The sequence below is a fragment of the Streptomyces sp. NPDC092370 genome (assembly GCF_044755265.1).
Classification (GTDB): domain Bacteria; phylum Actinomycetota; class Actinomycetes; order Streptomycetales; family Streptomycetaceae; genus Streptomyces.
The window spans coordinates 23,598-47,107 of sequence record NZ_JBIVQO010000004.1; the positions used below are offsets into that span (position 1 = coordinate 23,598).

General features: G+C 69.5%; 22 protein-coding genes. 9 read left to right on the top strand and 13 right to left on the bottom strand.

Annotated features, from left to right (window positions below):
* Nucleotides 1–107 precede the first annotated feature (107 nt).
* The 3 genes from pta (at nucleotide 108) to pyk (ending at nucleotide 4,922) form a co-directional block, all read left to right on the top strand.
* The gene (pta, locus tag ACIQHQ_RS14095; RefSeq protein WP_402612206.1) at nucleotides 108–2,210 is read left to right on the top strand and encodes a phosphate acetyltransferase; all 2,103 of its coding nucleotides are present in this window, start codon (nucleotides 108–110) and stop codon (nucleotides 2,208–2,210) included.
* The gene (locus tag ACIQHQ_RS14100; RefSeq protein ID WP_402612207.1) at nucleotides 2,207–3,421 is read left to right on the top strand and encodes an acetate kinase; all 1,215 of its coding nucleotides are present in this window, start codon (nucleotides 2,207–2,209) and stop codon (nucleotides 3,419–3,421) included. The genes pta and ACIQHQ_RS14100 overlap by 4 nt, the downstream gene beginning before the upstream one ends.
* 73 nt (nucleotides 3,422–3,494) lie before the next feature.
* Nucleotides 3,495–4,922 (top strand): pyruvate kinase, encoded by a 1,428-nt coding sequence (gene pyk, locus ACIQHQ_RS14105; RefSeq protein WP_402612208.1) that lies wholly within the window; start codon nucleotides 3,495–3,497, stop codon nucleotides 4,920–4,922.
* Nucleotides 4,923–5,022: 100 nt separating this feature from the next.
* On the opposite strand, the gene ACIQHQ_RS14110 is transcribed toward pyk, so the two are convergent.
* The 5 genes from ACIQHQ_RS14110 to ACIQHQ_RS14130 form a co-directional block, all read right to left on the bottom strand.
* Nucleotides 5,023–5,412 (bottom strand): hypothetical protein, encoded by a 390-nt coding sequence (locus ACIQHQ_RS14110; RefSeq protein ID WP_402612209.1) that lies wholly within the window; start codon nucleotides 5,410–5,412, stop codon nucleotides 5,023–5,025.
* A gap of 123 nt (nucleotides 5,413–5,535) precedes the next feature.
* Entirely contained in the window at nucleotides 5,536–6,924 is a 1,389-nt protein-coding gene (locus tag ACIQHQ_RS14115; RefSeq protein WP_402612210.1) for a hypothetical protein, read from the bottom strand.
* A complete protein-coding gene (locus ACIQHQ_RS14120) occupies nucleotides 6,914–7,471 on the bottom strand; it encodes a DUF6114 domain-containing protein (protein ID WP_402612211.1) in 558 nt (185 codons plus the stop codon). The genes ACIQHQ_RS14115 and ACIQHQ_RS14120 overlap by 11 nt, the downstream gene beginning before the upstream one ends.
* Nucleotides 7,472–7,588: 117 nt before the next feature.
* The gene (locus ACIQHQ_RS14125; RefSeq protein WP_062929130.1) at nucleotides 7,589–8,221 is read right to left on the bottom strand and encodes a DUF6230 family protein; all 633 of its coding nucleotides are present in this window, start codon (nucleotides 8,219–8,221) and stop codon (nucleotides 7,589–7,591) included.
* 620 nt (nucleotides 8,222–8,841) lie between these two features.
* Nucleotides 8,842–9,816 (bottom strand): tetratricopeptide repeat protein, encoded by a 975-nt coding sequence (locus tag ACIQHQ_RS14130; RefSeq protein ID WP_402612212.1) that lies wholly within the window; start codon nucleotides 9,814–9,816, stop codon nucleotides 8,842–8,844.
* 236 nt (nucleotides 9,817–10,052) lie between these two features.
* Here ACIQHQ_RS14130 and ACIQHQ_RS14135 point away from each other — a divergent pair, with 236 nt between their 5' ends.
* Nucleotides 10,053–10,676, top strand: a complete 624-nt coding sequence (locus ACIQHQ_RS14135) for a TetR/AcrR family transcriptional regulator (RefSeq protein WP_402612213.1) — start codon at nucleotides 10,053–10,055, stop codon at nucleotides 10,674–10,676.
* Nucleotides 10,677–10,757: 81 nt separating this feature from the next.
* Here the strand turns inward: ACIQHQ_RS14135 and ACIQHQ_RS14140 are convergent, their stop codons facing one another.
* The 6 genes from ACIQHQ_RS14140 to ACIQHQ_RS14165 all read right to left on the bottom strand — a co-directional run bounded on the left by ACIQHQ_RS14140 (nucleotide 10,758) and on the right by ACIQHQ_RS14165 (nucleotide 17,559).
* Nucleotides 10,758–13,760, bottom strand: coding sequence for a polymorphic toxin-type HINT domain-containing protein (locus tag ACIQHQ_RS14140; RefSeq protein ID WP_402612214.1), 3,003 nt, complete (start codon nucleotides 13,758–13,760; stop codon nucleotides 10,758–10,760).
* 382 nt (nucleotides 13,761–14,142) lie between these two features.
* Nucleotides 14,143–15,843 (bottom strand): methylmalonyl-CoA mutase, encoded by a 1,701-nt coding sequence (locus tag ACIQHQ_RS14145; protein WP_402612215.1) that lies wholly within the window; start codon nucleotides 15,841–15,843, stop codon nucleotides 14,143–14,145.
* Between the two features lie 118 nt (nucleotides 15,844–15,961).
* On the bottom strand, nucleotides 15,962–16,300 hold the full coding sequence (locus tag ACIQHQ_RS14150; RefSeq protein WP_402612216.1) for a DUF3817 domain-containing protein: 339 nt from the start codon (nucleotides 16,298–16,300) through the stop codon (nucleotides 15,962–15,964).
* 43 nt (nucleotides 16,301–16,343) lie between these two features.
* Nucleotides 16,344–16,853 carry a MarR family winged helix-turn-helix transcriptional regulator gene (locus ACIQHQ_RS14155; RefSeq protein ID WP_402612217.1) on the bottom strand — a complete coding sequence of 170 codons (510 nt, stop codon included), beginning with the start codon at nucleotides 16,851–16,853 and terminating at the stop codon, nucleotides 16,344–16,346.
* 71 nt (nucleotides 16,854–16,924) lie between these two features.
* Entirely contained in the window at nucleotides 16,925–17,218 is a 294-nt protein-coding gene (locus tag ACIQHQ_RS14160; RefSeq protein ID WP_030854324.1) for an MTH1187 family thiamine-binding protein, read from the bottom strand.
* Nucleotides 17,215–17,559: a DUF3817 domain-containing protein gene (locus ACIQHQ_RS14165; protein ID WP_390990996.1), complete on the bottom strand. Its 345-nt coding sequence runs from the start codon at nucleotides 17,557–17,559 to the stop codon at nucleotides 17,215–17,217. Before ACIQHQ_RS14165 ends, ACIQHQ_RS14160 begins: the two co-directional genes overlap by 4 nt.
* Nucleotides 17,560–17,729: 170 nt before the next feature.
* On the opposite strand from ACIQHQ_RS14165, the gene ACIQHQ_RS14170 reads away from it, so the two are divergent.
* From ACIQHQ_RS14170 to ACIQHQ_RS14185, 4 genes are all read left to right on the top strand, one after another.
* A complete protein-coding gene (locus tag ACIQHQ_RS14170) occupies nucleotides 17,730–18,362 on the top strand; it encodes an AIM24 family protein (protein ID WP_031105041.1) in 633 nt (210 codons plus the stop codon).
* Nucleotides 18,362–19,012 (top strand): AIM24 family protein, encoded by a 651-nt coding sequence (locus tag ACIQHQ_RS14175; protein ID WP_402612218.1) that lies wholly within the window; start codon nucleotides 18,362–18,364, stop codon nucleotides 19,010–19,012. Before ACIQHQ_RS14170 ends, ACIQHQ_RS14175 begins: the two co-directional genes overlap by 1 nt.
* Nucleotides 19,009–19,809, top strand: a complete 801-nt coding sequence (locus ACIQHQ_RS14180; protein WP_402612219.1) for an AIM24 family protein — start codon at nucleotides 19,009–19,011, stop codon at nucleotides 19,807–19,809. Before ACIQHQ_RS14175 ends, ACIQHQ_RS14180 begins: the two co-directional genes overlap by 4 nt.
* 117 nt (nucleotides 19,810–19,926) lie before the next feature.
* A complete protein-coding gene (locus ACIQHQ_RS14185) occupies nucleotides 19,927–20,403 on the top strand; it encodes a MarR family winged helix-turn-helix transcriptional regulator (protein ID WP_402612220.1) in 477 nt (158 codons plus the stop codon).
* A 13-nt stretch (nucleotides 20,404–20,416) separates the two neighbouring features.
* Here the strand turns inward: ACIQHQ_RS14185 and ACIQHQ_RS14190 are convergent, their stop codons facing one another.
* Both ACIQHQ_RS14190 and ACIQHQ_RS14195 read right to left on the bottom strand, forming a co-directional pair.
* Nucleotides 20,417–21,829, bottom strand: a complete 1,413-nt coding sequence (locus ACIQHQ_RS14190) for an ATP-binding protein (RefSeq protein ID WP_402612221.1) — start codon at nucleotides 21,827–21,829, stop codon at nucleotides 20,417–20,419.
* Nucleotides 21,826–22,494 (bottom strand): response regulator transcription factor, encoded by a 669-nt coding sequence (locus ACIQHQ_RS14195; RefSeq protein ID WP_402612222.1) that lies wholly within the window; start codon nucleotides 22,492–22,494, stop codon nucleotides 21,826–21,828. The genes ACIQHQ_RS14190 and ACIQHQ_RS14195 overlap by 4 nt, the downstream gene beginning before the upstream one ends.
* Nucleotides 22,495–22,610: 116 nt before the next feature.
* Here ACIQHQ_RS14195 and ACIQHQ_RS14200 point away from each other — a divergent pair, with 116 nt between their 5' ends.
* Nucleotides 22,611–23,252 (top strand): PepSY domain-containing protein, encoded by a 642-nt coding sequence (locus ACIQHQ_RS14200; RefSeq protein ID WP_402612223.1) that lies wholly within the window; start codon nucleotides 22,611–22,613, stop codon nucleotides 23,250–23,252.
* The last annotated feature ends 258 nt before the right edge of the window (nucleotides 23,253–23,510 follow it).

Here is a 23,510-nt window from a genome sequence, read left to right on the forward strand (position 1 = left end):
ATTGTCAAGAGGGTTCTGCTCACCTCGGTGGGCGATTTTTGTGCCCCTGGCTGGATAGCAGTGGGGCGAGAGGCGTACCCCCATCCGAGACGAAACGGAGAGCGCGCGTGACCCGCAGCGTGTACGTGACCGGCATCGACCGAGGCGACGGACGCCAGGTCGTCGAACTGGGGGTCATGGAGCTCCTCACCCGGCAGGTCGACCGGGTGGGCGTGTTCCGCCCCCTGGTCCACGACGGGCCCGACCGCCTCTTCGAGCTGCTGCGCGCTCGTTACCGGCTCACCCAGGACCCGGTCACCGTCTACGGCATGGACTACCACGAGGCGTCCGCCCTCCAGGCCGAGGCCGGCACCGACGAGCTGGTGTCCACGCTCGTCGACCGTTTCCACCTCGTCGCCCGGGACTACGACGTCGTCCTGGTCCTCGGCACCGACTACGCCGACACCCAGCTCCCGGACGAGCTGTCGCTCAACGCCCGCCTGGCGAACGAGTTCGGCGCGTCCGTGATCCCGGTCGTCGGCGGCCGCAAGCAGCCCGTGGAGTCGGTGCTCGCCGAGACACGCAACGCCTACCGCGCCTACGCCACCCTCGGCTGCGACGTCCTGGCCATGGTCGCCAACCGGGTGGCCCGCGAGGACCGTGACGAGATCGCCGGCCAGCTCGACTCCCGGCTGCCGGTGCCCTGTTACGTCCTGCCCGACGAGCCCGCGCTGTCCGCGCCGACCGTCTCGCAGATCGGTCACGCCCTCGGTGCCAAGGTGGTGCTCGGCGACGACTCGGGGCTCGCCCGGGACGTGCTCGGCTTCGTCTTCGGCGGCGCGATGCTGCCGAACTTCCTGGGCGCCCTGACCCCGGGCTGCCTCGTCGTCACCCCGGGCGACCGCGCCGACCTGGTCGTCGGCGCGCTCGCCGCGCACAGCGCCGGCACCCCGCCGATCGCGGGCGTGCTGCTCACCCTGGACGAGGTGCCCGGCGACGACATCCTCACCCTCGCCGACCGGCTCGCCCCCGGCACCCCGGTGCTGTCGGTGGCCGGTACCAGCTTCCCCACCGCCGAGCAGCTGTTCTCCCTGGAGGGCAAGCTCAACGCCGCCACGCCGCGCAAGGCGGAGCGGGCCCTCGGCCTGTTCGAGCGGTACGCCGACACCGGCGACCTCGCGCGCCGCGTCTCCGCGCCGAGCAGCGACCGCGTGACGCCGATGATGTTCGAGCACAAGCTGCTGGAGCAGGCGCGCTCCGACCTGCGCCGGGTCGTCCTGCCCGAGGGCACCGAGGAGCGTGTGCTGCACGCGGCCGAGGTGCTGCTGCGCCGCGGCGTGTGCGAGCTGACCCTGCTCGGCCCGGTCGACCAGATCCGCAAGAAGGCCGCCGATCTCGGCATCGACCTCGGTGAGTCCCAGCTGATCGACCCGGCCGCCTCCGAACTGCGTGACGCCTTCGCCGAGAAGTACGCGGCCCTGCGCGCGCACCGGGGCGTCACCGTGGAACTGGCCTACGACGTGGTGTCCGACGTGAACTACTTCGGCACGCTGATGGTCCAGGAGGGCCTCGCCGACGGCATGGTGTCGGGCTCGGTGCACTCCACGGCCGCGACCATCCGGCCGGCCTTCGAGATCATCAAGACCAAGCCGGACGCCGACATCGTCTCGTCCGTGTTCTTCATGTGCCTGGCCGACAAGGTCCTCGTCTACGGCGACTGCGCGGTCAACCCGGACCCGAACGCCCAGCAGCTCGCCGACATCGCCATCCAGTCGGCGAGCACGGCCGAACAGTTCGGCGTGGAGCCGCGAATCGCGATGCTGTCGTACTCCACCGGCACCTCCGGCTCCGGCGCCGACGTCGACAAGGTGCGCGAGGCCACCGAGCTCGTCCGCTCGCGCCGGCCCGACCTGAGGATCGAGGGCCCGATTCAGTACGACGCCGCCGTGGAGCCGTCGGTCGCGGCGACCAAGCTGCCCGGCTCCGAGGTCGCCGGGCAGGCGAGCGTGCTGATCTTCCCCGACCTGAACACCGGCAACAACACCTACAAGGCCGTGCAGCGCTCGGCCGGCGCGATCGCCGTCGGCCCGGTGCTCCAGGGTCTGCGCAAGCCGGTCAACGACCTGTCCCGGGGCGCCCTCGTCCAGGACATCGTCAACACCGTCGCCATCACGGCGATCCAGGCCCAGACCCCCGCCCCGTCCCCGAGCGAGAAGGCGACCGCCCAGTGAGCCCCACCCGTGTCCTCGTCCTGAACTCCGGTTCCTCGTCGGTGAAGTACCAGCTGCTCGACATGCGCGACAGCAGCCGGCTGGCGGTGGGCCTGGTCGAGCGCATCGGCGAGCAGACCTCCCGGCTGAAGCACACCCCGGCCGGCGGTGAGAGCCGGGAGCGCGGCGGTGCGATCGCCGACCACGACGCCGCTCTGAAGGCCGTCGCCGAGGAGCTCGCCAAGGACGGCCTCGGCCTGGACTCGCCCGAACTGGCCGCGATCGGGCACCGGGTGGTGCACGGGGGCAAGACCTTCACCGAGCCGACCGTCGTCGACGACGCGGTGCTCGCCGAGATCGAACGGCTCATCCCGGTGGCCCCGCTGCACAACCCGGCCAACCTCACCGGCATCCGCACGGCCCAGGTACTGCGCCCCGACCTGCCGCAGGTCGCCGTCTTCGACACCGCCTTCCACACGACCATGCCGGAGTCGGCCGCCCGCTACGCGATCGACGTGAAGACCGCCGACGAGCACCGCGTCCGCCGCTACGGCTTCCACGGCACCTCGCACGCCTACGTCTCCCGGGCCACCGCCGGGCTGCTGGGCAAGGACCCGTCCGAGACGAACGTGATCGTGCTGCACCTGGGCAACGGGGCGTCGGCGTCCGCCGTGCGGGGCGGCCGGTGCGTGGACACCTCCATGGGTCTGACGCCTTTGGAGGGGCTCGTGATGGGTACGCGCTCCGGAGACATGGACCCGGCCGTCATCTTCCATTTGATGCGTGTTGGGGGAATGTCCGCCGACGAGATCGACACTCTTCTCAACAAGAAGAGCGGCCTGCTCGGCCTGTGCGGTGACAACGACATGAGGGAGATCCGCCGCCGCGTCGACGAGGGTGACGAGCAGGCGGAGCTGGCGTTCGACATCTACATTCACCGGCTGAAGAAGTACATCGGCGCCTATTACGCGGTACTCGGGCGCGTGGACGCGGTCGCCTTCACGGCCGGTGTCGGTGAGAACGCGGCTCCCGTGCGGGCGGCCGCCCTGGCGGGCCTCGAGGAGCTGGGCCTGGCGGTGGACGGCGAGCGCAACGCCGTGCGCGGTGACGAGGCACGGCTGATCTCGCCCGAGGGCGCCCGGGTCGCCGTGGCGGTGGTGCCCACCGACGAGGAATTGGAGATCGCGACACAGACCTACGCGCTGGTAATTGGTTCGGGGAATCACACCTGAGCGGCAACCCGCCCTTTTGTATTTTCCGCCAGACGGAATATTCCGTTGCGAAACAAACCGATAGGATCGCCCCATGCGCCGTTCGAAAATCGTCTGTACTCTCGGCCCCGCGGTCGACTCCCACGATCAGCTTGTCGCGCTGATCGAAGCCGGCATGAACGTGGCCCGCTTCAACTTCAGCCACGGCTCGCACGCCGAGCACCAGGGCCGGTACGACCGGGTCCGTGCCGCCGCCAAGGAGACCGGCCGGGCCATCGGTGTCCTCGCCGACCTCCAGGGCCCGAAGATCCGTCTGGAGACCTTCGCCGAGGGGCCCGTGGAGCTGGTGCGCGGTGACGAGTTCACCATCACCACCGAGGACGTCCCCGGCGACAAGACGATCTGCGGGACGACCTACAAGGGACTGCCCGGAGACGTCTCCCACGGCGACCAGATCCTCATCAACGACGGCAACGTCGAGCTGAGGGTCACCGAGGTCGAGGGCCACCGGGTGAAGACGATCGTCATCGAGGGCGGCGTCATCTCCGACCACAAGGGCATCAACCTGCCCGGCGCGGCCGTCAACGTGCCCGCCCTGTCCGAGAAGGACGTCGAGGACCTCCGCTTCGCGCTGCGCATGGGCTGCGACCTGGTCGCGCTGTCCTTCGTCCGCGACGCCAAGGACGTGGCCGACGTCCACAAGATCATGGACGAGGAGGGCCGCCGGGTCCCCGTCATCGCCAAGGTGGAGAAGCCGCAGGCGGTGCAGAACATGGAGGACGTCGTGATGGCGTTCGACGGTGTGATGGTCGCCCGCGGTGACCTGGCCGTCGAGTACCCGCTCGAGAAGGTCCCGATGGTGCAGAAGCGCCTGATCGAGCTGTGCCGGCGCAACGCCAAGCCGGTGATCGTGGCGACCCAGATGATGGAGTCGATGATCACCAACTCCCGTCCGACCCGCGCCGAGGCCTCCGACGTGGCCAACGCGATCCTGGACGGCGCCGACGCGGTCATGCTGTCCGCAGAGTCGAGCGTGGGCGCGTACCCGGTCGAGACCGTCAAGACGATGTCGAAGATCGTCACCGCGGCCGAGCAGGAGCTGATGTCCAAGGGGCTCCAGCCCCTCGTCCCGGGCAAGAAGCCGCGCACGCAGGGCGGTTCGGTGGCCCGTGCCGCGTGCGAGATCGCCGACTTCCTCGGCGGCCGGGGCCTGGTGGCCTTCACCCAGTCCGGCGACACGGCCCGCCGCCTGTCCCGCTACCGCGCCCAGCAGCCGATCATCGCCTTCACCACCGACGAGGGCACCCGCAACCAGATGGCGCTGAGCTGGGGCGTGGAGCCGCACGTGGTGCCGTTCGTGAACAGCACCGACGAGATGGTCGACCTGGTCGAGCAGGAGCTGGTGAAGCTGAACCGTTTCAACGACGGCGACATCGTGGTCATCACCGCCGGTTCACCCCCCGGCGTGCCCGGCACCACCAACATGGTGCGGGTCCACCACCTGGGCGAGGCCAAGGGCTGATCCGCCCAGGGCCGTGAAGGCCCGCACACGCCACCGAGGGCGCCCCCTGGGATCCAGGGGGCGCCCTCGTCCTGATGCGCTCAGTGGTTTCCGTCGCGTGTCACGCCTCGGCAACCGCCCGAAGGACGGCTTGGGCCAGGGCGTAGAAGTTCTCCCGGTAGAAGCCCAGGCGGATGTTGAACGGCTCCTCCGCGAAGAGGCCACCGCGCTCGACGAACATGACGGGTGCGGCGGTCAGCGCGCTGTGCACCATGTGGAGTTCCTCCATGGTGAGGCGGAAGTCGCGCGACTCCGTGTGCCGTCCTGCCAGGCGTTCCACCAGCGCGTCGACGGCCTCCCGGCCCGAGCCGACCAACAGGGTCAGCTCCGTGTCACCGCGGTCCCGCTCGCGCAGATAGCTCAGCGCCTCGTACATCGCCGCCACCTGCCGGGGCGCGAGCCGGGCGGTGAACGCGTCGCCGTCGCGGGTCAGTTTCAGCTGGGTTCTCACGTGTCTCTCCTTCCCGAGTCAGCGCAAGAGGGCCGTGAAGGCCCGCACACGCCACCGAGGGCGCCCCCTGGGATTTAGGGGGCGCCCTCGGAGTGCGGCTCTCGAACGGGCCCTGAGGGGCGCTCAGTCGGTGATGAAGTTGTGCAGCCCGGGCACGTGCAGGGTCCCGCCGAACTGGCCGGCCTGAGTGACCTTCGCGTTGGTGAAGTAGATCAGCGGGATGTTCAGCGGCGGCGGGTGCTCCGGGTCGAACGTGACCGGGATCAGCCCGAGCAGGTTGCCGGAGATGCTCTCCGTGTACATCACGGTGTCGCCACCGGTGATCGTGGACGTCGAGCCCTTGGCTGCCTGCACGTGGTAGGTCTTGCCGGACTGCTTGTCCTTGACCGTCTGGTGGAGGTCGCCGATGTCGGTGCCGCCCGATATGACGTACTTCAGGACCTTCTTGACGGTGCCGTTGGCGGTCCGCACCTCGACGATGCCCTTGTAGTCGGCGCCCTTCAGCGTCAGGGAACTGGCGTTGAGATACCACGGGTCGTCGGGCAACGGCACCTTGTTGTCGACGCCGCCCTCGGCGTCGGTGGCGGCCGGGCAGTCGTCCGGGTCGGTGGTGGCGCTCGGGGAGGGGCTGGGCGAGGCGGTCGCCTCCGCGGCCTTCTCCGCCGCCTCCGCGGCCTTCTCCGCCGCCTTCTCGACGGCCTTGGTGGTGTCCTCCACCGTCTTGCCGGTGTCCTTCGCCGTGTCGGACGCCTTGCCGGTGGTGTCCTTGACGGTGTCCTCGACCGTGCCGGCGGCCTTCTCGGCCGTGTCCTCGCCGGCGCCGGAGGTGTCCTCGGCCGGCTTCTCGGTGCTCTGCGACGCCGATGCGGACGGGGTCGGGTCGGGGCTCGCCTCGTCCTTGTCCTCGCCGTTTCCGCCGTCGAGGATGCCGCCGATGGCGTCGCCGATGTCCTCCAGCACGTTGCCGCCGCTCTCGGACGGCGAGGGGGACGGCGTGGCCGTCGCGTCGTCGCCGCCCGTGGCGGGCGCGCTCGTGGACGGGGCCGGCTCCGGCTCGGGCTTGTCGTCGGCACCTGAATCCGACGAAGAGGAACCGCCGTTGTTCGCGTCCGTGCCGCCCGAGGGGGACGGCTCCGGGGCCGTGTCGCCCTGGTTGTCCTTCTCGTCCGTGGCGCCGTCGCTCGCCGAGGGGGACGGCGTGGGCGAGGCGGACTCGTCGTCCTTGGAGTCCTTGTCGGAGTCCTCCAGGGCCGCCACGCAGTCCTTGTACTCGTCGGCCGTCAGGCTCTTCGACGTCGGGGCCGCCGGGGTGTCGCTGTCAGCGATGGCGAGCGTCGACGTGAAGCCCATGCCCATGAGCACCGCCGTCGGCATCGCCGCCATGGCTATCGCCTTGCCGGTCGGCCTGCTGAACCTGGTGAACAGCGGCTTCTTGGGCGCCGCGTGGCGCGGCCCGGTTCTCACACGGGACGCCTCCACCTCAACCCCGTGGGTCACCTCGTCAGCCGGCACTGTGCCTCCCGTTCGCCCCGTTGGCCGGGTTCGTTCCTGACAAATCGTTCGGCCCGTCCACGCCGTCCACGGTCTTCAGCAGCGTGGTGTCGTGGTCGGTGGCCTCGGGAGCCTTGCCCGTGCCGGCCATGACGGCGGGCTGTCCCGCGGGCCCCGCGCCCGGCGCCCAGGCCACGGCCATCGCCCCGCCCACGAGGGCGAGGAGGAAGCCGATGAGGAAGCCGCCGAGATTCGACACGGGGAGGGACACCAGCGCCAGCAGGATCGCCGCGACTCCCGCGAAGACGCGGACGTGCTTCTGGAACCAGAGGCTGACGCCCAGTACGACGAGCAGCACGCCGATGATCAGGGATCCGGCACCCGCGGTGGTCGCCATCGCCAGCGTCAGGTGACCGATCTGGAGGTTCGCGTACGGGAAGTAGGCGATGGGCAGGCCACTGAGAAGGACCATCAGCCCGGCCCAGAACGGCCGCTCACCCCGCCAGGCGCGGAACTGCTGCCTTCGGACGGCGAACTGGTCGGTGGCGGCAGGAGTCTCGGCGCTCATGGAAAACAGCTCCCTGGTACAGCGTTGCTGTGGTGGTGATGTGGGCCCCGCGTGAAGGCGCGGCCGGAAGGTGGACGGGCGGGGGCGCCACCGGCTCCCCCGCCCGTCAACGAGTGCTTAGTAGCACTCCTTGACACCCGTCGACAGCGACATCTTCAGGCCGCTGAGCTTGAAGGTTCCGGCGGTGGTCGCCCACGCCGTCTGCTTCACGTCGGTCAGGGTCGCCTTGTCGGCCTGCTGGGCGAAGCCGTACGGGTTCGCCGTCTCGCCCTTCCGCATGGCCGGACCCTTGGTGGCGTCCTTGGCGGCCACACCGATGTCGATGTTCTCGAACGTCGCGTCGGCGCTGAGGTCGGCAACATCGATGTAGAGGTTCTGGGCCTCTACCGGCTTCGCACCCTGACCCGCACGCAGGATCAGGCTGACGTTCCCGAGCACCGGAATGTTCGGGGTGACGACCGACTGGCACAGGTTCTTGATCGTCGCCTGCTTGAACGACGAGACGGCGACCGGGTGGACGGCCTTCTTGCCGTCCATCGTGTATCCCTCATCGAGGGCGCCGTACTGCGAGAAGCCCGTGCCGACGAGCTGGTCGGTCGTGACCTTGAACGACTGCCCGGAGACACTGAACGACGCGGCGAGAGCGCCCTGCGCGAGGGCGACACCTATCGCAGCCGTGGCGGCGACGCTGGGCACCATGACCACAGCGAACCGCTTCCATCTGGTCCCGCCACGCACCTGGGACTCCATATTTCCTCCTTCTCGGACGTACATCTCCTGTCCTGGCTCGCCCCGATTGGCGCTCTGCCGGGCAGGGATGGGAGAAGTGCTACGTCCTCGGGAAGGAGAGCGCCTGCACTCGGCGGCGCAACTGCGCCCGAATCACCGGCGATCACCCCCGAGCGACAACCACTGGTCGCGCCTGACACGCATCACGCACAACCCTGCTGGACAGGCTTCGCCGGAAGGGCGAAGACCCCCCTGTCCAAGAGCCGGCGCCACTGCCGCCGGCTCTGCTCGGTGGGGACCCAGGTTGTCCCGTGACCCAACCGGCTGCCGGGGTACGGGAATGGACCGAGCGTGGCCGATCGTGGTGCATTCTCGCCGCACGCACAAGGGGGTTCGTTACTCGCTAGTAACGGCCGGATAACCGAACAGCGACCCATCGGTCTCGGCCGACGACACAGGGTGGCCTCGAACGCCGACACAAAGCTGTTGATCGATGGACAGAATCCGACAGATCAACGCCCGAGACTTACTCGTAGTAACAGCGGCCGCGATTACCAAGATTTGGTAAAGCGCGGCCGCAGTGACCTTCTATCGGCAAACTTTTCACGCGGGCACCACATGCCCGCGCGTTTAACGACTGGTCAGAACAGGGCGCGCGCCAGGGCCCTGCGCGCAGCGATCACGCGGGGATCGTCGGGCCCGACGACCTCGAACAGCTCCAGCAGCCGCACCCGTACGGTGTCCCGGTCGTCACCCACCGTGCGCTGCACGGTCTCGATGAGCCGGCCGAACGCGTCCTCGACGTGGCCGCCCACCAGATCCAGGTCGGCGGCGGCGATCTGCGCCTGCACATCGGCCGGCTTGTCGGCCGCGTCCCGGCGCACCTGCTGCGGGTCGACGCCCTGCACCCGCTGGAGCAACTCGGCCTGGGCGAGGCCCAGCTTGGCCTCCTCGTTGGCCGGGTCCTCGTTCAGTACGTTCTTGTACGCCTGGACGGCGCCGGACAGGTCGCCCGAGTCGAGGGCCTGCACGGCGGCCTCAAGAAGCCCGTCGTGCGGGCCGGCCGGCCGCTCGGGAGCCGCCGGGGCGCCGCCCGGCTGGGCCTCGGGGTCGACGGTGAGACCGGTCAGGCCGAAGCGCTGCTCGCCGACCTGCACCAGCTGGTCCAGGGTCTGCCGGATCTGCGCCTCGCCGGCCGCTCCCTGGAAGAGGGGCAGTGCCTGACCCGCGACGACCGCGAACACCGCGGGGATTCCCTGGATGCCGAACTGCTGCATCAGCATCTGATTGGCGTCGACGTCGATCTTGGCGAGCAGGAAGCGGCCGTTGTACTCGACGGCCAGCCGCTCCAGGACCGGGCTGAGCTGCTTGCAGGGCTCACACCACTCGGCCCAGAAGTCGATGACGACGGGCACCTCGGCGGAACGCTGCAGGACGTCCCTCTCGAACCCCGCCTCGTCGACGTCGATGACGAGGTCGGCCGGGGAGATCGCCCCCGTCCCGCCCTCCTGGGCGGACTGCGCGCGCGCCTGCTCCGCCTTCGCCTTGGCCTCCTGGGCCGCCTTCACCGCGGCGAGGTCGACGACTCCGCTCATGGACATGTTCCGTGGCTGCATGCGCCTATCCTCCCCCGTCCTGCGCGCGCGTGTGAAAAACGGTGTGAAAGCCAGGCCGGTCGAGTGCCTTTCGGCGCCGGGTCCCCACCCCACGCCGGGTGCGCGAGGCCCGTGTACGTCCATCGCGGGCTTCCGCTACGAGTCGTAGCGTAATGCCCCGCCGTGGCGCCGGGACACCACCCCCCGGTGATCTCCCTCACGGCCGCGACGGGAATCGCCAGGTCTATGGTCGTGACATGCAGAGCCGCAGCCCAGCCAGCCGCACCGGGCGCCCGCGCAGCGCCACGGCGGACGCCGCGATCCTGGCGGCGACACGCGAGGCTCTGGTGGAACTGGGCTGGTCCAAACTCACCCTGGGGGACGTCGCCACGCGCGCCGGGGTTGCGAAAACCACGCTCTACCGCCGCTGGGCGGGCAAGAACGAACTGGTGGTCGACGCGGTCGCGGAACTCTTCGACGAGCTGGAACTCCCCGACTGCGGCTCCCTGGCCGCCGACATCGAGGGCGTGGTCCTGCAGTTCGCGGCGATCCTGGCCCGTCCGGAGGCGCGGAGCGGACTCATGGCGGTGGTCGCGGAGTCAACGAGAGACGACGCCCTTCGGGAACGTATCCGCGAGTCGATCGTGAACCGCCAGAAGTGTCTGGTCGTGGAGGGCCGGACCAGAGCACAGGCCCGTGGCGAGCTGCTGCCGGAGACGGACCCGTCGGAGTCAGCCCGCGCGGTGGATCTGATCTTCGACATGATCGCAGGTGCCGTCGTGCACAGGGCCCTGGTGAGCGCTGAGCCCGTCGACACAGACTGGGCACAGAGTCTCGCCAGGCTCCTGGTGAACGGCCTGACGGCGTCCGCGACAGCCTGACGCCCATTCCGATTTCATGGCGAGGGCCCGCGCTCGGGTGAGTGCGGGCCCTCGCAGCGGCCGGGGTTCCCCCACCGTCGCCTACCGAACCAGGTGCTCGATCTCCTCGACGTGGTACTCGCCGTATCCGAACCGTTCGCCGATGGACCGGTACCGCTCGTACTGCCCCCGCGTCACCGGTACTGACAGCACCAGCAGGAGCCGGAGGAACAGTCGGAATCCGAGGTCGGGGTCGACCTGATGGACCACCTGTTCCAGCGCAGCCGTGGCCTCCGAGGCCGAGACCGGCTGCCAGTGAGGGCTGACGAACTTGTCCGCCACCGCGAGCGCCGTCTCCCGCACCTCATGCGACACCAAGTCCGCCAGCTCCGTACGTGCAGGCGGCACGACAGGGGCGTAAGCGGGGGCAACCTCTCGCTGCCGCGCCCTGCACACGTCCTCGACCAGCCGCAGCCATTCGCGTCCGTCGACACGTAGTGCCGCGTCCGAGACGGCGACCCACAGCGTGGTGATCGTGCCACCGGACAGTGGTGAATCCAGCAGACGCAGTGCATCCTCCAGCAGAAGAGCCGCTGCCGTGCCCGGGGACTGCCCGGGCTCGTCCGCGTCGGCTACCCGCTGGATCTCTCGCCGGGCCGTGTCGGCACTCCAGTCCTGGTGCGCGTTCCCTGCGAGGGCCGAGAACCCGAAGTCCCACTTGGTGTCACGGCGCGTGGTGTCGATGGGCGGCCAGTCGGCGGCGAGACCCTCGCGCACGACCGCAACCGGGTACCCGAGCCGCTCGGCGAAGCCAAGGAACCGGTGGTATCGCTCCTTCGAGACCCGTATCGAGTAGAGCTTGAGGGTTCGCAGGAAGAGCCGGAAGCCGAGATCGGCGTCGCTGCTTGTGACCACCCGCTCCAGCCCCGGGACCAACTCGGGCAACCGCGCGGCGCGGGTCAGCTTCGTGGCCAGCCCGCGGATCTCCGCGACGATCTCCTCGGACAGCCCCTCATCGCGTACCGGCTGGACCGGAGGGGGGACGTAGGAGCGCTTGTTCTGCCGGAGGCGGTCCGTGGCGAGGTCCGACACCGCCCGCAGCCAGGTACGGATGTCCATGCCGTGGTCGGCCGGATCAAGAATCCGGCCGACCACGGCCAGCCACACCGTGTGGAGGACCTCCTCCGGCAACGGGCCGGCCAGCAGCCGACGGGCGTCCTCCCCCAGTTCCACGGCTTCCTCACCATCCGACCCGTCCGCCAGCCGAGCCACGACACCGAGCGCTGTCGGAAGATCGACGGCGGGGGCGGCGGCAGAACGGTCTGGGCAGCACAACTGCTCCGCCAGACCGGTGAGCCCGAAGTCACCGGAGTAACCCAGTTCGACATACGTCGGACGTTGCTTGGGCATGGATCGTGTCCTACCTGAGTGTGAGCTAGAGCGGGTATGCGGTCTCGACGACGAAGCCGTACCGGCCGTTGTGTGGCCCCTGACCTTCATCAAGATCACCCGAACCTCGTTGCCGGCGTTCTCGACCGTCACCCCGTCCGGGTGGTACCGCTTGCCCAGGGACGGATAGGCATCCCACTTCCCGGTGATCGCCCGGTATTGCTCACCGTCCCTGGCCTTCGAAGCCCAGCCCAGGAACTTCTGCCACTTGTCGTTGTCGAACACCTTCTCTCCGGTCGAGAGCCGCTTGCTGAAGTAGTCGCCGACCACACGGTCCACCGCCTGCTGGGCGATCTCCTGGCTCGTCCAGATCGTCTTGATCTCGTTCTTCTGCTGAGCGAGGGCGAACGCCTGCTGCGGAGTCCGCCGGACGTGATCCTTCAGCGTGTGGATCTCATCCTCGTATCTCGACAGGGCCGAGAGGTCCTCGTCGCCCAGGTTCAGGCAGTTGTGGACGAGCACGTCGGCCGCCGCGGCTCCCTCGGTGCGCACATAGAACGTGTGCAGGCCGTCGACCGTGAGGTCGAACACCCGGCGCGGGGTGACCGACCGGTCGCGTACCTCGGTCACGGTGCGGAGCGTTCCGTCCGGGCCGATCAGGCGGTCCCCCGGACGCAGTTTCGAGGCAAGGACCCATCCACGTTCGCTGGTGCGGATCTTGTGTCCAGCGGTGGTGTCCAGGCTGCTGTCACCGGCCAGGTTGACGGTCACCAGCCGCTCGGTGTCGTGCCGGAACGTGTCGGTGACGGACTCGGAACGCAACCGTCCGGTGCTCGGATCGGCAGCCACGACCTGGTCGCCTTCACGCACCTCACGGATTGCCTTGCGGCTTCCGTCGGCCATCAGCACCTGGGTGTCACCGGGGAAGCTGTTGACCTTGCATGTCGTGACGACGTCCTCGTAGGCGTTCACACCGGCCTCAAGCTTGGCCAGCGTTGCCGGACTCACGTCCAGGGCCTTCAGCGCCTTGAACGCGTCCGCGACCCCGACTCCGGTCTTCATGGCGGCGTCGAGCGCGCGGATCCCGTCGGCGATCTTCGTGAACGCCTTGCCGGGGATGAAGTTGGACGCGAACCAGGCGCAGCTCGACTTGTCACCGTGGTAGCAGCGGGCGACATCGCCGAGCACGATCTCGTACAGGACCGCGCCGACCATCTCTCCGAAGAGGTTCTGCCAGCCGATCCGGGTGATCTCGCCGAAGCTGAAGTGGTGGGTCCACTTCTGCTTCTGGTTGGGAAGGGTCTCGGTCTTGAGGAAGACCGTGTCCGCTTTCGGGCAGCCGCTCTCGGTGGCGGGCACGTCGGGGTTGACGCAGAAGTAGTAGCTGACCGTGAGGTTCAGGTTCAGCTCGTACGTCACCGTGCAGCCCTGCGGGACGTAGTCGCACGTGTCGAGCGGCCTGGCCGGCCCCGCCTCGGTGATCTTGTCGATGATGTAGAAGACACCGCCGACGCCAGTTCCGGCACCGTCCTGGACGACCTGGTTGGCCTCCTTGCGCGCGGCCGACTCGGCCGCCTCCTGTGCCGACTGCGCGTACTTCTCGGCGTCCTTCGCCGCCTCCTCCGCTGCCGTGGCTTCGGCGTCCGCGCGGTTCGCCGGCCGTCGGCCGCGCCGAGGGCCATGCCACGGCCGCCCGGTCCTCAGCCGACCAGGCAACCGCGACAGCGGACGTCAGAACGGGCGTGAGCAGTCCGGATCTATGGCGTCCGGGGCTGATGAACCCTCGTTTGGGGCGCACGAAAGCATCCCTTTCATCGCATGGCGGGCAAACGGGGGCGTTCGTCCGGCAGGGCATGCGAGAAGGGCCGGTTGCTGCGCACGACGGCCTGTCCCTCCCCCGTGGCGACGGTGTCCCCCCGATCGCCTGTGGTCACGCGCGGCGACGAAGTGGTCAGCTTCGTGAAGCGCGACGGTCACTATAACTTCACAAATAAGGTCAGGATTAGGGGTTTTCAGGGCACGCTTGTGCAACAAATGCAAAGAACTGGGCGGGTCAGTGAAGTCTCCACTGACCCGCCCCATCCCGCCTCTCAGGGCGTCAGAAGCCCGCCGGCTCCGTGTACACCCCCCACTCGTCCCGCAGCACTCCACAGATCTCCCCGAGCGTGGCCTCCGCGCGCACCGCGTCCAGCATCGGCTCGATCATGTTGGCGCCGCTGCGGGCGGCGGCCAGCATGGCGTCGAGGGCGGTGCGCACCGCGGCGTCGTCACGGGCCGCCTTGCGCCCGCCGAGGACCCGGACCTGCTCGCGCTCCACCTCGTGGCTGACCCGCAGGATCTCCAGATCCCCGGTCACCGACCCGTCGTGACAGTTCACGCCGACGACCCTCTTGTCGCCCTTCTCCAGGGCCTGCTGGTAGCGGAACGCCGACTCGGCGATCTCCCCGGTGAACCAGCCGTCCTCGATCCCGCGCAGGATGCCGGAGGTGATCGGTCCGATGGGGTGCTTCCCGTCGGGGTGCGCCCGCAGTCCGCGCTCCTTGATCTGCTCGAAGATCTTCTCCGCGTCCGCCTCGATGCGGTCGGTCAGCTGCTCGACGTACCAGGAACCCCCCAGCGGGTCGGCCACGTTGGCCACCCCGGTCTCCTCCATCAGCACCTGCTGCGTGCGCAGCGCGATCTCCGCCGCCTGTTCGCTCGGCAGGGCGAGGGTCTCGTCGAGCGCGTTGGTGTGCAGCGAGTTCGTCCCGCCGAGCACGGCCGCCAGCGCCTCCACCGCCGTCCGTACGACGTTGTTGTACGGCTGCTGCGCGGTGAGGGAGACGCCCGCGGTCTGCGTGTGGAAGCGGAGCCACTGCGCCTTCTCGGACGTGGCGCCGTAGACGTCCCGCATCCAGCGGGCCCAGATGCGCCGCGCCGCGCGGAACTTGGCGATCTCCTCGAAGAAGTCGACGTGCGCGTCGAAGAAGAAGGACAGGCCGGGAGCGAAGACGTCCACGTCCAGCCCGCGCGAGAGACCCAGCTCGACGTACCCGAAGCCGTCCGCCAGCGTGTACGCCAGCTCCTGCGCGGCCGTCGAGCCGGCCTCGCGGATGTGGTAGCCGGAGACCGACAGCGGCTTGTAGGCGGGGATGCCGGCCGCGCAGTGCTCCATCAGGTCGCCGATGAGCCGCAGGTGCGGCTCGGGCTGGAAGAGCCACTCCTTCTGGGCGATGTACTCCTTGAAGATGTCCGTCTGGAGCGTGCCGTTGAGGACGGACGGGTCGACGCCCTGCCGTTCGGCGGCGACCAGGTACATGCAGAAGACGGGGACGGCCGGGCCGCTGATGGTCATCGACGTCGTGACGTCGCCCAGCGGGATGTCCTTGAACAGGACCTCCATGTCGGCCGCGGAGTCGATGGCGACACCGCAGTGCCCGACCTCGCCCAGCGAGCGCGGGTCGTCGGAGTCGCGGCCCATGAGCGTCGGCATGTCGAAGGCGACCGAGAGCCCGCCTCCGCCGTTGCGGAGGATCATCTTGTAGCGCTCGTTGGTCTGCTCGGCGTTGCCGAACCCGGCGAACTGCCGGATGGTCCACGTCCGCCCTCGGTAGCCGGTCGCGTACAGGCCGCGGGTGAAGGGGTACTCCCCCGGCCAGCCGATCCGGTCGAACCCGTCGTAGGTGTCACCGGGCCGCGGCCCGTACACCGGCTCCACGGCGTCGCCGGAGAGCGTGGTGAAGTCGGCCTCGCGCTTGCGCGCGGCGTCGTACCGGGCCTGCCAGCGGCGGCGGCCCTCCTCGATGGCGTCAGCGTCCATACCCTCGAATTTACTTGGACGTCCTAGTAAATGTCGATGGCTGACGGGAGTGACCTGGCGAACGGGTGAGACCGACCGCCGCACGCGCGCGTGCGGCGGTGACGGAGCCTGCGCGCGGTTACGCCTTGGCGGGTGCGGGCGCGCCCTCGGCGATCCGGGACTCCAGCTCGTGGCTGATCCGGCGCTCCACGAAGAACGCGGCCGTCGGGATGGTTCCGGCGAGCAGCACCCACAGCTGCTTGCCCACCGGCCACTTCGCCTTGGAACCCAGGTCGAAGGCGAAGATCAGGTACACGACGTACAGCCAGCCGTGCGCGATGCTGACGACGCGCGTGAAGTCGGCCGCGCCGTTCAGGTCGAGCACATACTTGCCGATCATGCCGAAGGTCAGCAGGACCAGCAGCACGCCGGTGACGTAGGCCATCACGCGGTAGCGAGTCAGCACGCTCTTTTTCATGCGGTCGAGCGTAACGACCCGTTCCGGGAGATCTTGCCCCGGGTCACTCCTCTTCGAAGTCGCCCGCCGCCACGCGCAGCGGCCGCAGCATCGCGAAGATCTCCGCGCACTCCTCGGCGTCGTACACCCCGAGCCCGAAGTCCATCGCCATCAGGTCCCGGGTGGCCGCCTCGACGACCTCGCGGCCCTTTTCGGTGATGCTGGCGAGGGTGCCGCGGCCGTCGTTCGGGTTGGGCCGCTTGGCGACCAGACCCGACTTCACCAGCCGGTCCACGGTGTTCGTCACGGAGGTGGGGTGCACCATGAGCCGCTCACCGATCTTGGACATCGGCAGTTCGCCGGACTTGGAGAAGGTGAGCAGCACCAGCGCCTCGTAGCGCGCGAACGTCAGCCCGTAGGGCCTGACCACGGCGTCGACCTCGGCGAGGAGGATCTGCTGGGCACGCATGATCGAGGTGATCGCGGCCATGGACGGCACGTTTCCCCAGCGCTGCTTCCAGCGTTCGTCGGCGCGCGCGATCGGATCGAAGGAGAGACTGAGCGGCTTCGGCACGAACCCGACCCTACCGGCCGGTCACATGGTGGTCAGCCCTGTCTCGCCCTTCGGTCCGCCCCGCGCCGCACCTACTCGGCGAGGTGCCGTTCCACCGTCTCCACCTTGGACGTGAGGCCGTCCGTCACGCCGGGGCGGATGTCCGCCTTGAGGACGAGGGAGACCCGGGGCGCACGCCGCTCGACCGCGGCGACCGCGCGGCGGACGACGTCCATGACCTCGTCCCACTCTCCTTCCACGGAGGTGAACATCGCGTCGGTCCGGTTCGGCAGCCCCGACTCGCGCACCACCCGCACGGCGTCGGCGACGTACTCCCCCACGTCCTCGCCGACCCCGAGCGGCGTCACGGAAAAGGCGACGATCACGCGCCCACCACGCCTTCCTTGCGGGCGCGGGACGCGATGACCGCGTCGTCGGCCTCACGCCGCAGCCTGCGCTCGGCGAAGAACCCGCCGGCGGGCAGCACCGAGAGGACGAAGTACAGCGCGGCGGTCTTCAGCGACCACTTCGCACGGTTCCACGCGTCGGCCCAGAAGATCACGTACAGGACGAACAGCACCCCGTGCACCATGCCCATCACCGGCACGGCGTTGAAGTCCGTGGTCCGCTTCAGTACCGAGCAGACCAGCAGGAGGAGGAACGAGATCGCCTCCGGGGCCGAGACCAGACGGAGGCGGCGGATGGCGGTGGCGGTCTTGAGGTCCACGGGTCACCTTCGGTGGGAGAGAAACGGTTTGTGAACGCACGCACAAGCGTCCCGCCCATTGTGGCAAACCGCTGGGGCCCCTCGGCCCCTCGGGGTGCACTCAGGGACGTTCTCCACCCACGGGCCCTGTCCGCGGGGCCCGGCCTGCGGATACCTTCGCGTACGTGGCGATGTTCCGACTTCAGAGCAGCAAGGTGCTCGCCGTCGACATGACCGGGGATGCCGTGAAGGCGAAGAACGGCTCGATGGTCGCGTACGACGGGGAGATGGCCTTCAAGAAGCTCAGCGGCGGCGGCGAGGGCATCCGGGGCATGGTGACCCGGCGGCTGACCGGTGAGCAGATGACGTTGATGGAGGTGAAGGGGCGCGGGACCTGCTGGTTCGCGGACCGCGCCTCCGAGATCAACCTGGTCAGCATCCAGGGCGACAAGCTCTACGTCGAGTCGAGCAACCTGCTCGCGACCGACGGCGGGCTGCGCACGGGCACGGAGTTCACCGGCCTGCGCGGCGCCTCGCAGGGCAACGGGCTGTTCACGACGACCGTCGAGGGCCACGGCCAGGCCGCGATCATGTCGGACGGCCCGGCGGTGGTGCTGCGCGTGAGCGCGCAGTACCCGCTGACCGTCGATCCGGGGGCGTACGTGGCGCACCAGGGGAACCTGCGGCAGTCCTTCCAGTCCGGTGTGACGTTCCGCACGCTGCTTGGAGAGGGTGGCGGCGAGGCATTCCAGATGCGGTTCGAGGGGGACGGTCTGGTGTACGTGCAGCCGAGCGAGCGGAACACGATCGCGGGAGACGTGTGATGGCCTTCCGGGAGATCAACGCGAAGATGGTCGAGGCGACGGTCACGCCGGGGCAGCGGCTGTTCAGTCAGCGCGGCGCGATGCTCGCCTACAAGGGCGAGGTGTCCTTCACGCCCAACAGGGCGGGCGGCCAGGGCGGGATCATGTCGATGATCGGCCGCCGCGTCGCCGACGAGGACACCCCCCTGATGACCGTCGAGGGCAGTGGCACGGTCCTCTTCGGGCACGGCGGGCACCACGTCCAGGTGATCCGGCTCACCGGTGACACGCTCTACGTGGAGGCGGACCGCCTCCTGGCCTTCGAGGGTTCGCTCCAGCAGGGCACGATGTTCCTGGGCTCGCAGGGCGGCGTCATGGGCATGGTGCGCGGCCAGGTCAGCGGCCAGGGGCTGTTCACGACGACGCTGAAAGGGCACGGGGCCGTCGCGGTGATGGCCCACGGCGGCGTCGTCGAGATCCCGATCAGCCCGCAGCGGCCGGTCCATGTGGACCCGCAGGCCTACGTCGCCCACCACGGCGATGTCCGCAACAGGCTGTCCACCGCCCTGGGTTGGCGGGACATGGTGGGCCGCGGCTCGGGCGAGGCGTTCCAGCTGGAGCTCAGCGGCAGCGGTGCGGTGTACGTCCAGGCGTCGGAGGAGAAGCTGTGAGCACGTACGGAAGCCCCGGCTCCGGCCCCGTGGTCTTCGACCCGGCGACGCTGCCGCCCGACGACAACGTCAACGCGTACTCCTTCTGCGTGGAGCTCAAGGGGAGCCAGTGGTTCCTGCAGAAGGGGAAGATGATCGCCTACTACGGCTCGATCGACTTCAACGGCGTCGGACACGGCCGGCTGGACCGTCTCGTCCGCACGTCCTTCCATTCGCCACTGCACGCGAGCGACTGGGTCGTGGCGGAGGGCTCGGGCAAGATGCTCCTCGCCGACCGGGCCTTCGACGTCAATTCGTACGACCTCGAAGAGGGCAACCTGACCATTCGCTCGGGCAACCTCCTCGCTTTTCAGCCAACTCTGGCACTGAAGCAATCAATCGTGCCGGGTTTTCTGACCCTCATCGGAACCGGAAAGTTCGTGGCCGCGTCGAACGGCCCGGTGGTGTTCATGGAACCCCCGATCCGGGTCGACCCCCAGGCCCTGGTCGGCTGGGCCGACTGCCCCTCCCCGTGCCACCACTACGACCACGGGTACATGACCGGCGTCATGGGCGGTCTACGTGCACTGACGGGCCTCGGCGGAGCCTCCGGCGAGGAGCACCAGTTCGAGTTCGTCGGCGCCGGGACGGTGCTGCTCCAGTCGTCGGAGACCCTGATGACCGAGCACGCCACAGGATCCGTTCCGCACCAGGCGGGCGTGCCCGGCGGCGGGGCGCACAGCCCCCAGGCCGGGCAGTCCGGGGTACCGCGTCTTCCCGGACAGCTGGGGGACCTCCAGCGTCGCTTCGGGCTGTGAGCGGTAGTCTGCGGAGTGTGACATCGAACGCCTGCGCACTGCTGTTCGCCCAGGTGTGCGCGGTCACACGCCACCCCTCACTAGTTCGCCTTTCAACATTTTAGGTAGACTTCATTCATGGAGACCGAGACGGCCACCCGCTGGCTGACCGATGCGGAGCAGTGCGCCTGGCGCACCCACCTGGAGGTCAACAGGCTGTTGACGTACCAGCTCGAGAAGGACCTGCAGCCGTTCGGCCTGACAATGAACGACTACGAGATCCTGGTGAATCTCTCCGAGTCCGAGGACCACAGGATGCGGATGAGCGACCTCGCCTCCGCCACCCTCCAGTCCAAGAGCCGCCTCTCACACCAGATCACGCGCATGGAGAACGCGAACCTGGTCCGGCGGGAGAACTGCGAGTCGGACCGCCGGGGACTCTACGCGGTCCTGACCGACCACGGCATGGCGACGATGCAGAAGGTCGCGCCCCACCATGTGGCGTCCGTGCGCAGGCACTTCATCGACCTGCTGTCCCCCGATGCCCTGACCGAACTCGACAAGTCCCTCAAGCCCATCGCGGAGCACCTGCGCGGGCAGCGCGGACGCCCGTGACCGCAGCCCCCGGCTAGGCGAGCGGCAGGCGGAGTTCGAACAGGGCTCCGCCTGCTGGCCCCCGGCCGGCGGTGAGCGTGCCGCCGTGCCGGACGGCGACGTCCCGGGCGATGGCGAGCCCCAGCCCCGCCCCGCCGTCGTCGCGGCTGCGGGCGGCGTCCAGGCGCACGAACCGCTCGAAGATCCTCTCCCGGTCGCCCTCGGGCACCCCGTCGCCGTCGTCCGCCACCCCGGCCACGGCCCGGTCCCCCTCGCGCCGCACGCTCACGGTGACGGCCGACCGGGCATGCCGCTGGGCGTTGTCGAGCAGATTGGCGAGCACCCGCCCCAACTGCCCGCGTGATCCGGCCACCTCCACCGGCTCCGCGTCCACGGTGACACCCGGCCGCCCCTCGGCCGCCTCCCGGGCGAGCCCGGCGAGGTCCACCTTCGTGTCGCCCCGCCGCTCCCCCGCGTCCAGCCGGGCGAGCAGCAGCAGGTCGGCCGCCAGCCGCTGGAGCCGGACGGTGTCCTCCACGGCCCCGTCGAGGTCCAGCAGCTCGGGGTGCGCGGCGGCCACCTCCAGCTGCGTCCGCAGCGAGGCGATCGGGCTGCGCAGCTCGTGGGAGGCGTCGGCGACGAAGCGCCGCTGCCGCTCCACGGACGTCTCCAGTGCCGCGAGCGTCTCGTTGGTGGTGCTGGCGAGCCGGGCGATCTCGTCGTGCGTGTCCGGCTCGGGAACGCGCCGCGCGAGATCCTCGGACCGGGTGATCGCGGCCATCTCGCGCCGGATCCCCTCGACGGGCCGCAGCGCCCGCCGGGTGACCAGCCAGGTCACGCCCGCGACGACACCGAGCAGCAGCGGGAACCCGATCAGCATCACCGTCAGCGCGGTCCGCACGGCCCCGTGCTCGGCGGACAGCGGGGAACCGGCGTAGACCTTGAGGTGCCCCCGGTCGTGGGTCTCCACCTCGACGGCGGCGAACCGGTAGTCCTGCGCGCCCCCGTCGATCGTCGCGGATCCGTTGCTGAAGACGGTCTCCCCGGAGATCTCACCGGGTTCGAGGGCCTCGCCGGCGTCCTCCGCGTCGTCATCGTCGTCGCCCCCGGACGGCTTCGCCGCCGGCTGCGGCTTCACCCGGCCGGTGTCCGTCCCGCTGATGCGCTCCAGATCCTCACTGGCCGCGACCAGCCGCCGGTTCTCGTCCAGGACCTGCACCGGCCCGTCGTCGCCGTCCAGGCCCGAGAGCTTGTCGTACGGCGTCCCGGCGGCGAGCTCGGAGGCGACCGCCCGGGCGGAGCGCTCCGCCTGGGTACCGGCCTCGCCGATCAGATTCGAGCGCAGGGACAGCAGCACGGCGGCCCCGGCCGCGACGAGCGCCACCGCGACCACGAGCGTCGCCCCCAGCGTGGCCCGCGCCCGCACGGACCCGAACAGCCGCCTCACGAGGGCGTCTCCAGCCGGTACCCGGCCCCGCGCACGGTCCGGATCAGCCCCGCCCGCAGCTTCCGCCGCAGGGTGCTGACGTACACCTCGACGATGTTCGGATCACCCTCGTACGCGAAGTCCCACACGTGCTCCAGGATCTCGGACTTGGACACCACCTCGCCGGCCCGCAGCACGAGTTGCTCCAGCACGGAGAACTCCTTGGCGGTGAGGGCGATCTCGTCCTCACCCAGGAACACCCGCCGGGCCGCGGTGTCCACCTTCAAATCCCCGTGCACCTGCACCGGCGAGGCCCCCGTGCCCTGTCCACGCCGCCGCAGCAGCGCCTTGATCCGGGCGACGAGCACGACGTACGAGAACGGCTTGGTCAGATAGTCGTCCGCGCCGGTGTCCAGACCTTCGGCCTCGTCGTACTCGCCGTCCTTGGCGGTCAGCATCAGGATCGGCACCTCGTGCCCGGCGGCGCGCAGGGCGGCGCAGACCCGGTAGCCGTTGAGGCCGGGCAGCATGATGTCGAGAATGACCAGGTCGTACGCCCCCTCCGAGGCCTGGTGCAGGCCCTCCCGTCCGTCGTGGACGACGTCCACGGCGTACCCCTCGGCCGTCAGGCCCCTGGCGAGCGACAGGGCCAGCCGCTTCTCGTCCTCCACGATCAACAGGCGCATGCGTAAAGAGTCGCAAAAGCAACCTGAAGATCCCTTCAGGGGTCTTCAGGTTCCTCTCAGCCTCGATCAGCCAGAGTCGAAGACGTCGAAAACGAAACGACTCGGGAGGAATCCGCATGAAGCGCAACATCGTGATCGCCGCTGTGACCGCCGCCGCTCTGATCGGAGGCGGCACGGCCACGGCCCTCGCGACCACGGGAGACGACGAGGGCTCGGCGCGGCAGGCGGCCGACACCCGGCTGACGGGCGACGACGCCCGGGACGACCAGGACGACCGTGACGACGATGCCGAGCGGGTCGCTTCCACCGACGTCACCGCGCCCGAGGCGATCGCCTCCGCGCTGAAGCACACGTCGGGTACGGCCGTCTCCGCCGAGCTGGACGACGAGGACGACGGCGGCAAGGTGGTCTGGAAGGTCGACGTCCTGTCCGGCGACAACGCCTGGCACAGCGTGAGCGTCGACCCCTCGAACGGCAAGGTGCTCGGTGCGCACACGGACGACGAGGACGACACGGCGCAGGTGCGGGCGGCGCTGAAGGGTTCCTCGCTGACGGCCGAGGAGGCCGCGAAGGCCGCCGCCGGCAAGGGCGTGGTGACCTCCGTCGGCCTGGACGAGGACGGCAAGGACAAGTCCTGGGAGGCCGAGACGCACAAGTCCGGCGGTGCCGAGCAGGACTGGAAGATCGACCTCAAGACGGGCAAGGTCACGGCGGACCGCTCGGACGCGCAGGACGACGACGCCGACGACCAGGACTGATCGGTTCTGCCAGATCTCCATCGCCCCGGCGTCCGTGCTGACGCCGGGGCGTTGCGCAGCTCGGCGCGACGAGGTACCTCCCCCAGGGCCTGTCGTTCGGATCACGCCGCAGACGCGCGGTCTGCACGCACATCTGCGGCGTTGTCGTCGGTCGCCGACGCTCCGCGTCGGCTCCCTCCGCCTCGCAGGTGCACGCACCAGAGCGCGCTCACCGGAACGGACAGCACCGTCACGTCCCTGCGACCTGATCCGATCGAC

Excerpts from the sequence above, each read along its gene's own strand:
- pyk (WP_402612208.1), top strand. The coding sequence starts at position 3,495 with ATGCGCCGTTCGAAAATCGTCTGTACTCTCGGCCCCGCGGTCGACTCC.
- ACIQHQ_RS14120 (WP_402612211.1), bottom strand. The coding sequence starts at position 7,471 with ATGAGCGCCGAGACTCCTGCCGCCACCGACCAGTTCGCCGTCCGAAGG.
- ACIQHQ_RS14125 (WP_062929130.1), bottom strand. The coding sequence starts at position 8,221 with ATGGAGTCCCAGGTGCGTGGCGGGACCAGATGGAAGCGGTTCGCTGTG.
- ACIQHQ_RS14130 (WP_402612212.1), bottom strand. The coding sequence starts at position 9,816 with ATGCAGCCACGGAACATGTCCATGAGCGGAGTCGTCGACCTCGCCGCG.
- ACIQHQ_RS14135 (WP_402612213.1), top strand. The coding sequence starts at position 10,053 with ATGCAGAGCCGCAGCCCAGCCAGCCGCACCGGGCGCCCGCGCAGCGCC.
- ACIQHQ_RS14145 (WP_402612215.1), bottom strand. The coding sequence starts at position 15,843 with ATGGACGCTGACGCCATCGAGGAGGGCCGCCGCCGCTGGCAGGCCCGG.
- ACIQHQ_RS14150 (WP_402612216.1), bottom strand. The coding sequence starts at position 16,300 with ATGAAAAAGAGCGTGCTGACTCGCTACCGCGTGATGGCCTACGTCACC.
- ACIQHQ_RS14170 (WP_031105041.1), top strand. The coding sequence starts at position 17,730 with ATGTTCCGACTTCAGAGCAGCAAGGTGCTCGCCGTCGACATGACCGGG.
- ACIQHQ_RS14175 (WP_402612218.1), top strand. The coding sequence starts at position 18,362 with ATGGCCTTCCGGGAGATCAACGCGAAGATGGTCGAGGCGACGGTCACG.
- ACIQHQ_RS14185 (WP_402612220.1), top strand. The coding sequence starts at position 19,927 with ATGGAGACCGAGACGGCCACCCGCTGGCTGACCGATGCGGAGCAGTGC.
- ACIQHQ_RS14195 (WP_402612222.1), bottom strand. The coding sequence starts at position 22,494 with ATGCGCCTGTTGATCGTGGAGGACGAGAAGCGGCTGGCCCTGTCGCTC.
- ACIQHQ_RS14200 (WP_402612223.1), top strand. The coding sequence starts at position 22,611 with ATGAAGCGCAACATCGTGATCGCCGCTGTGACCGCCGCCGCTCTGATC.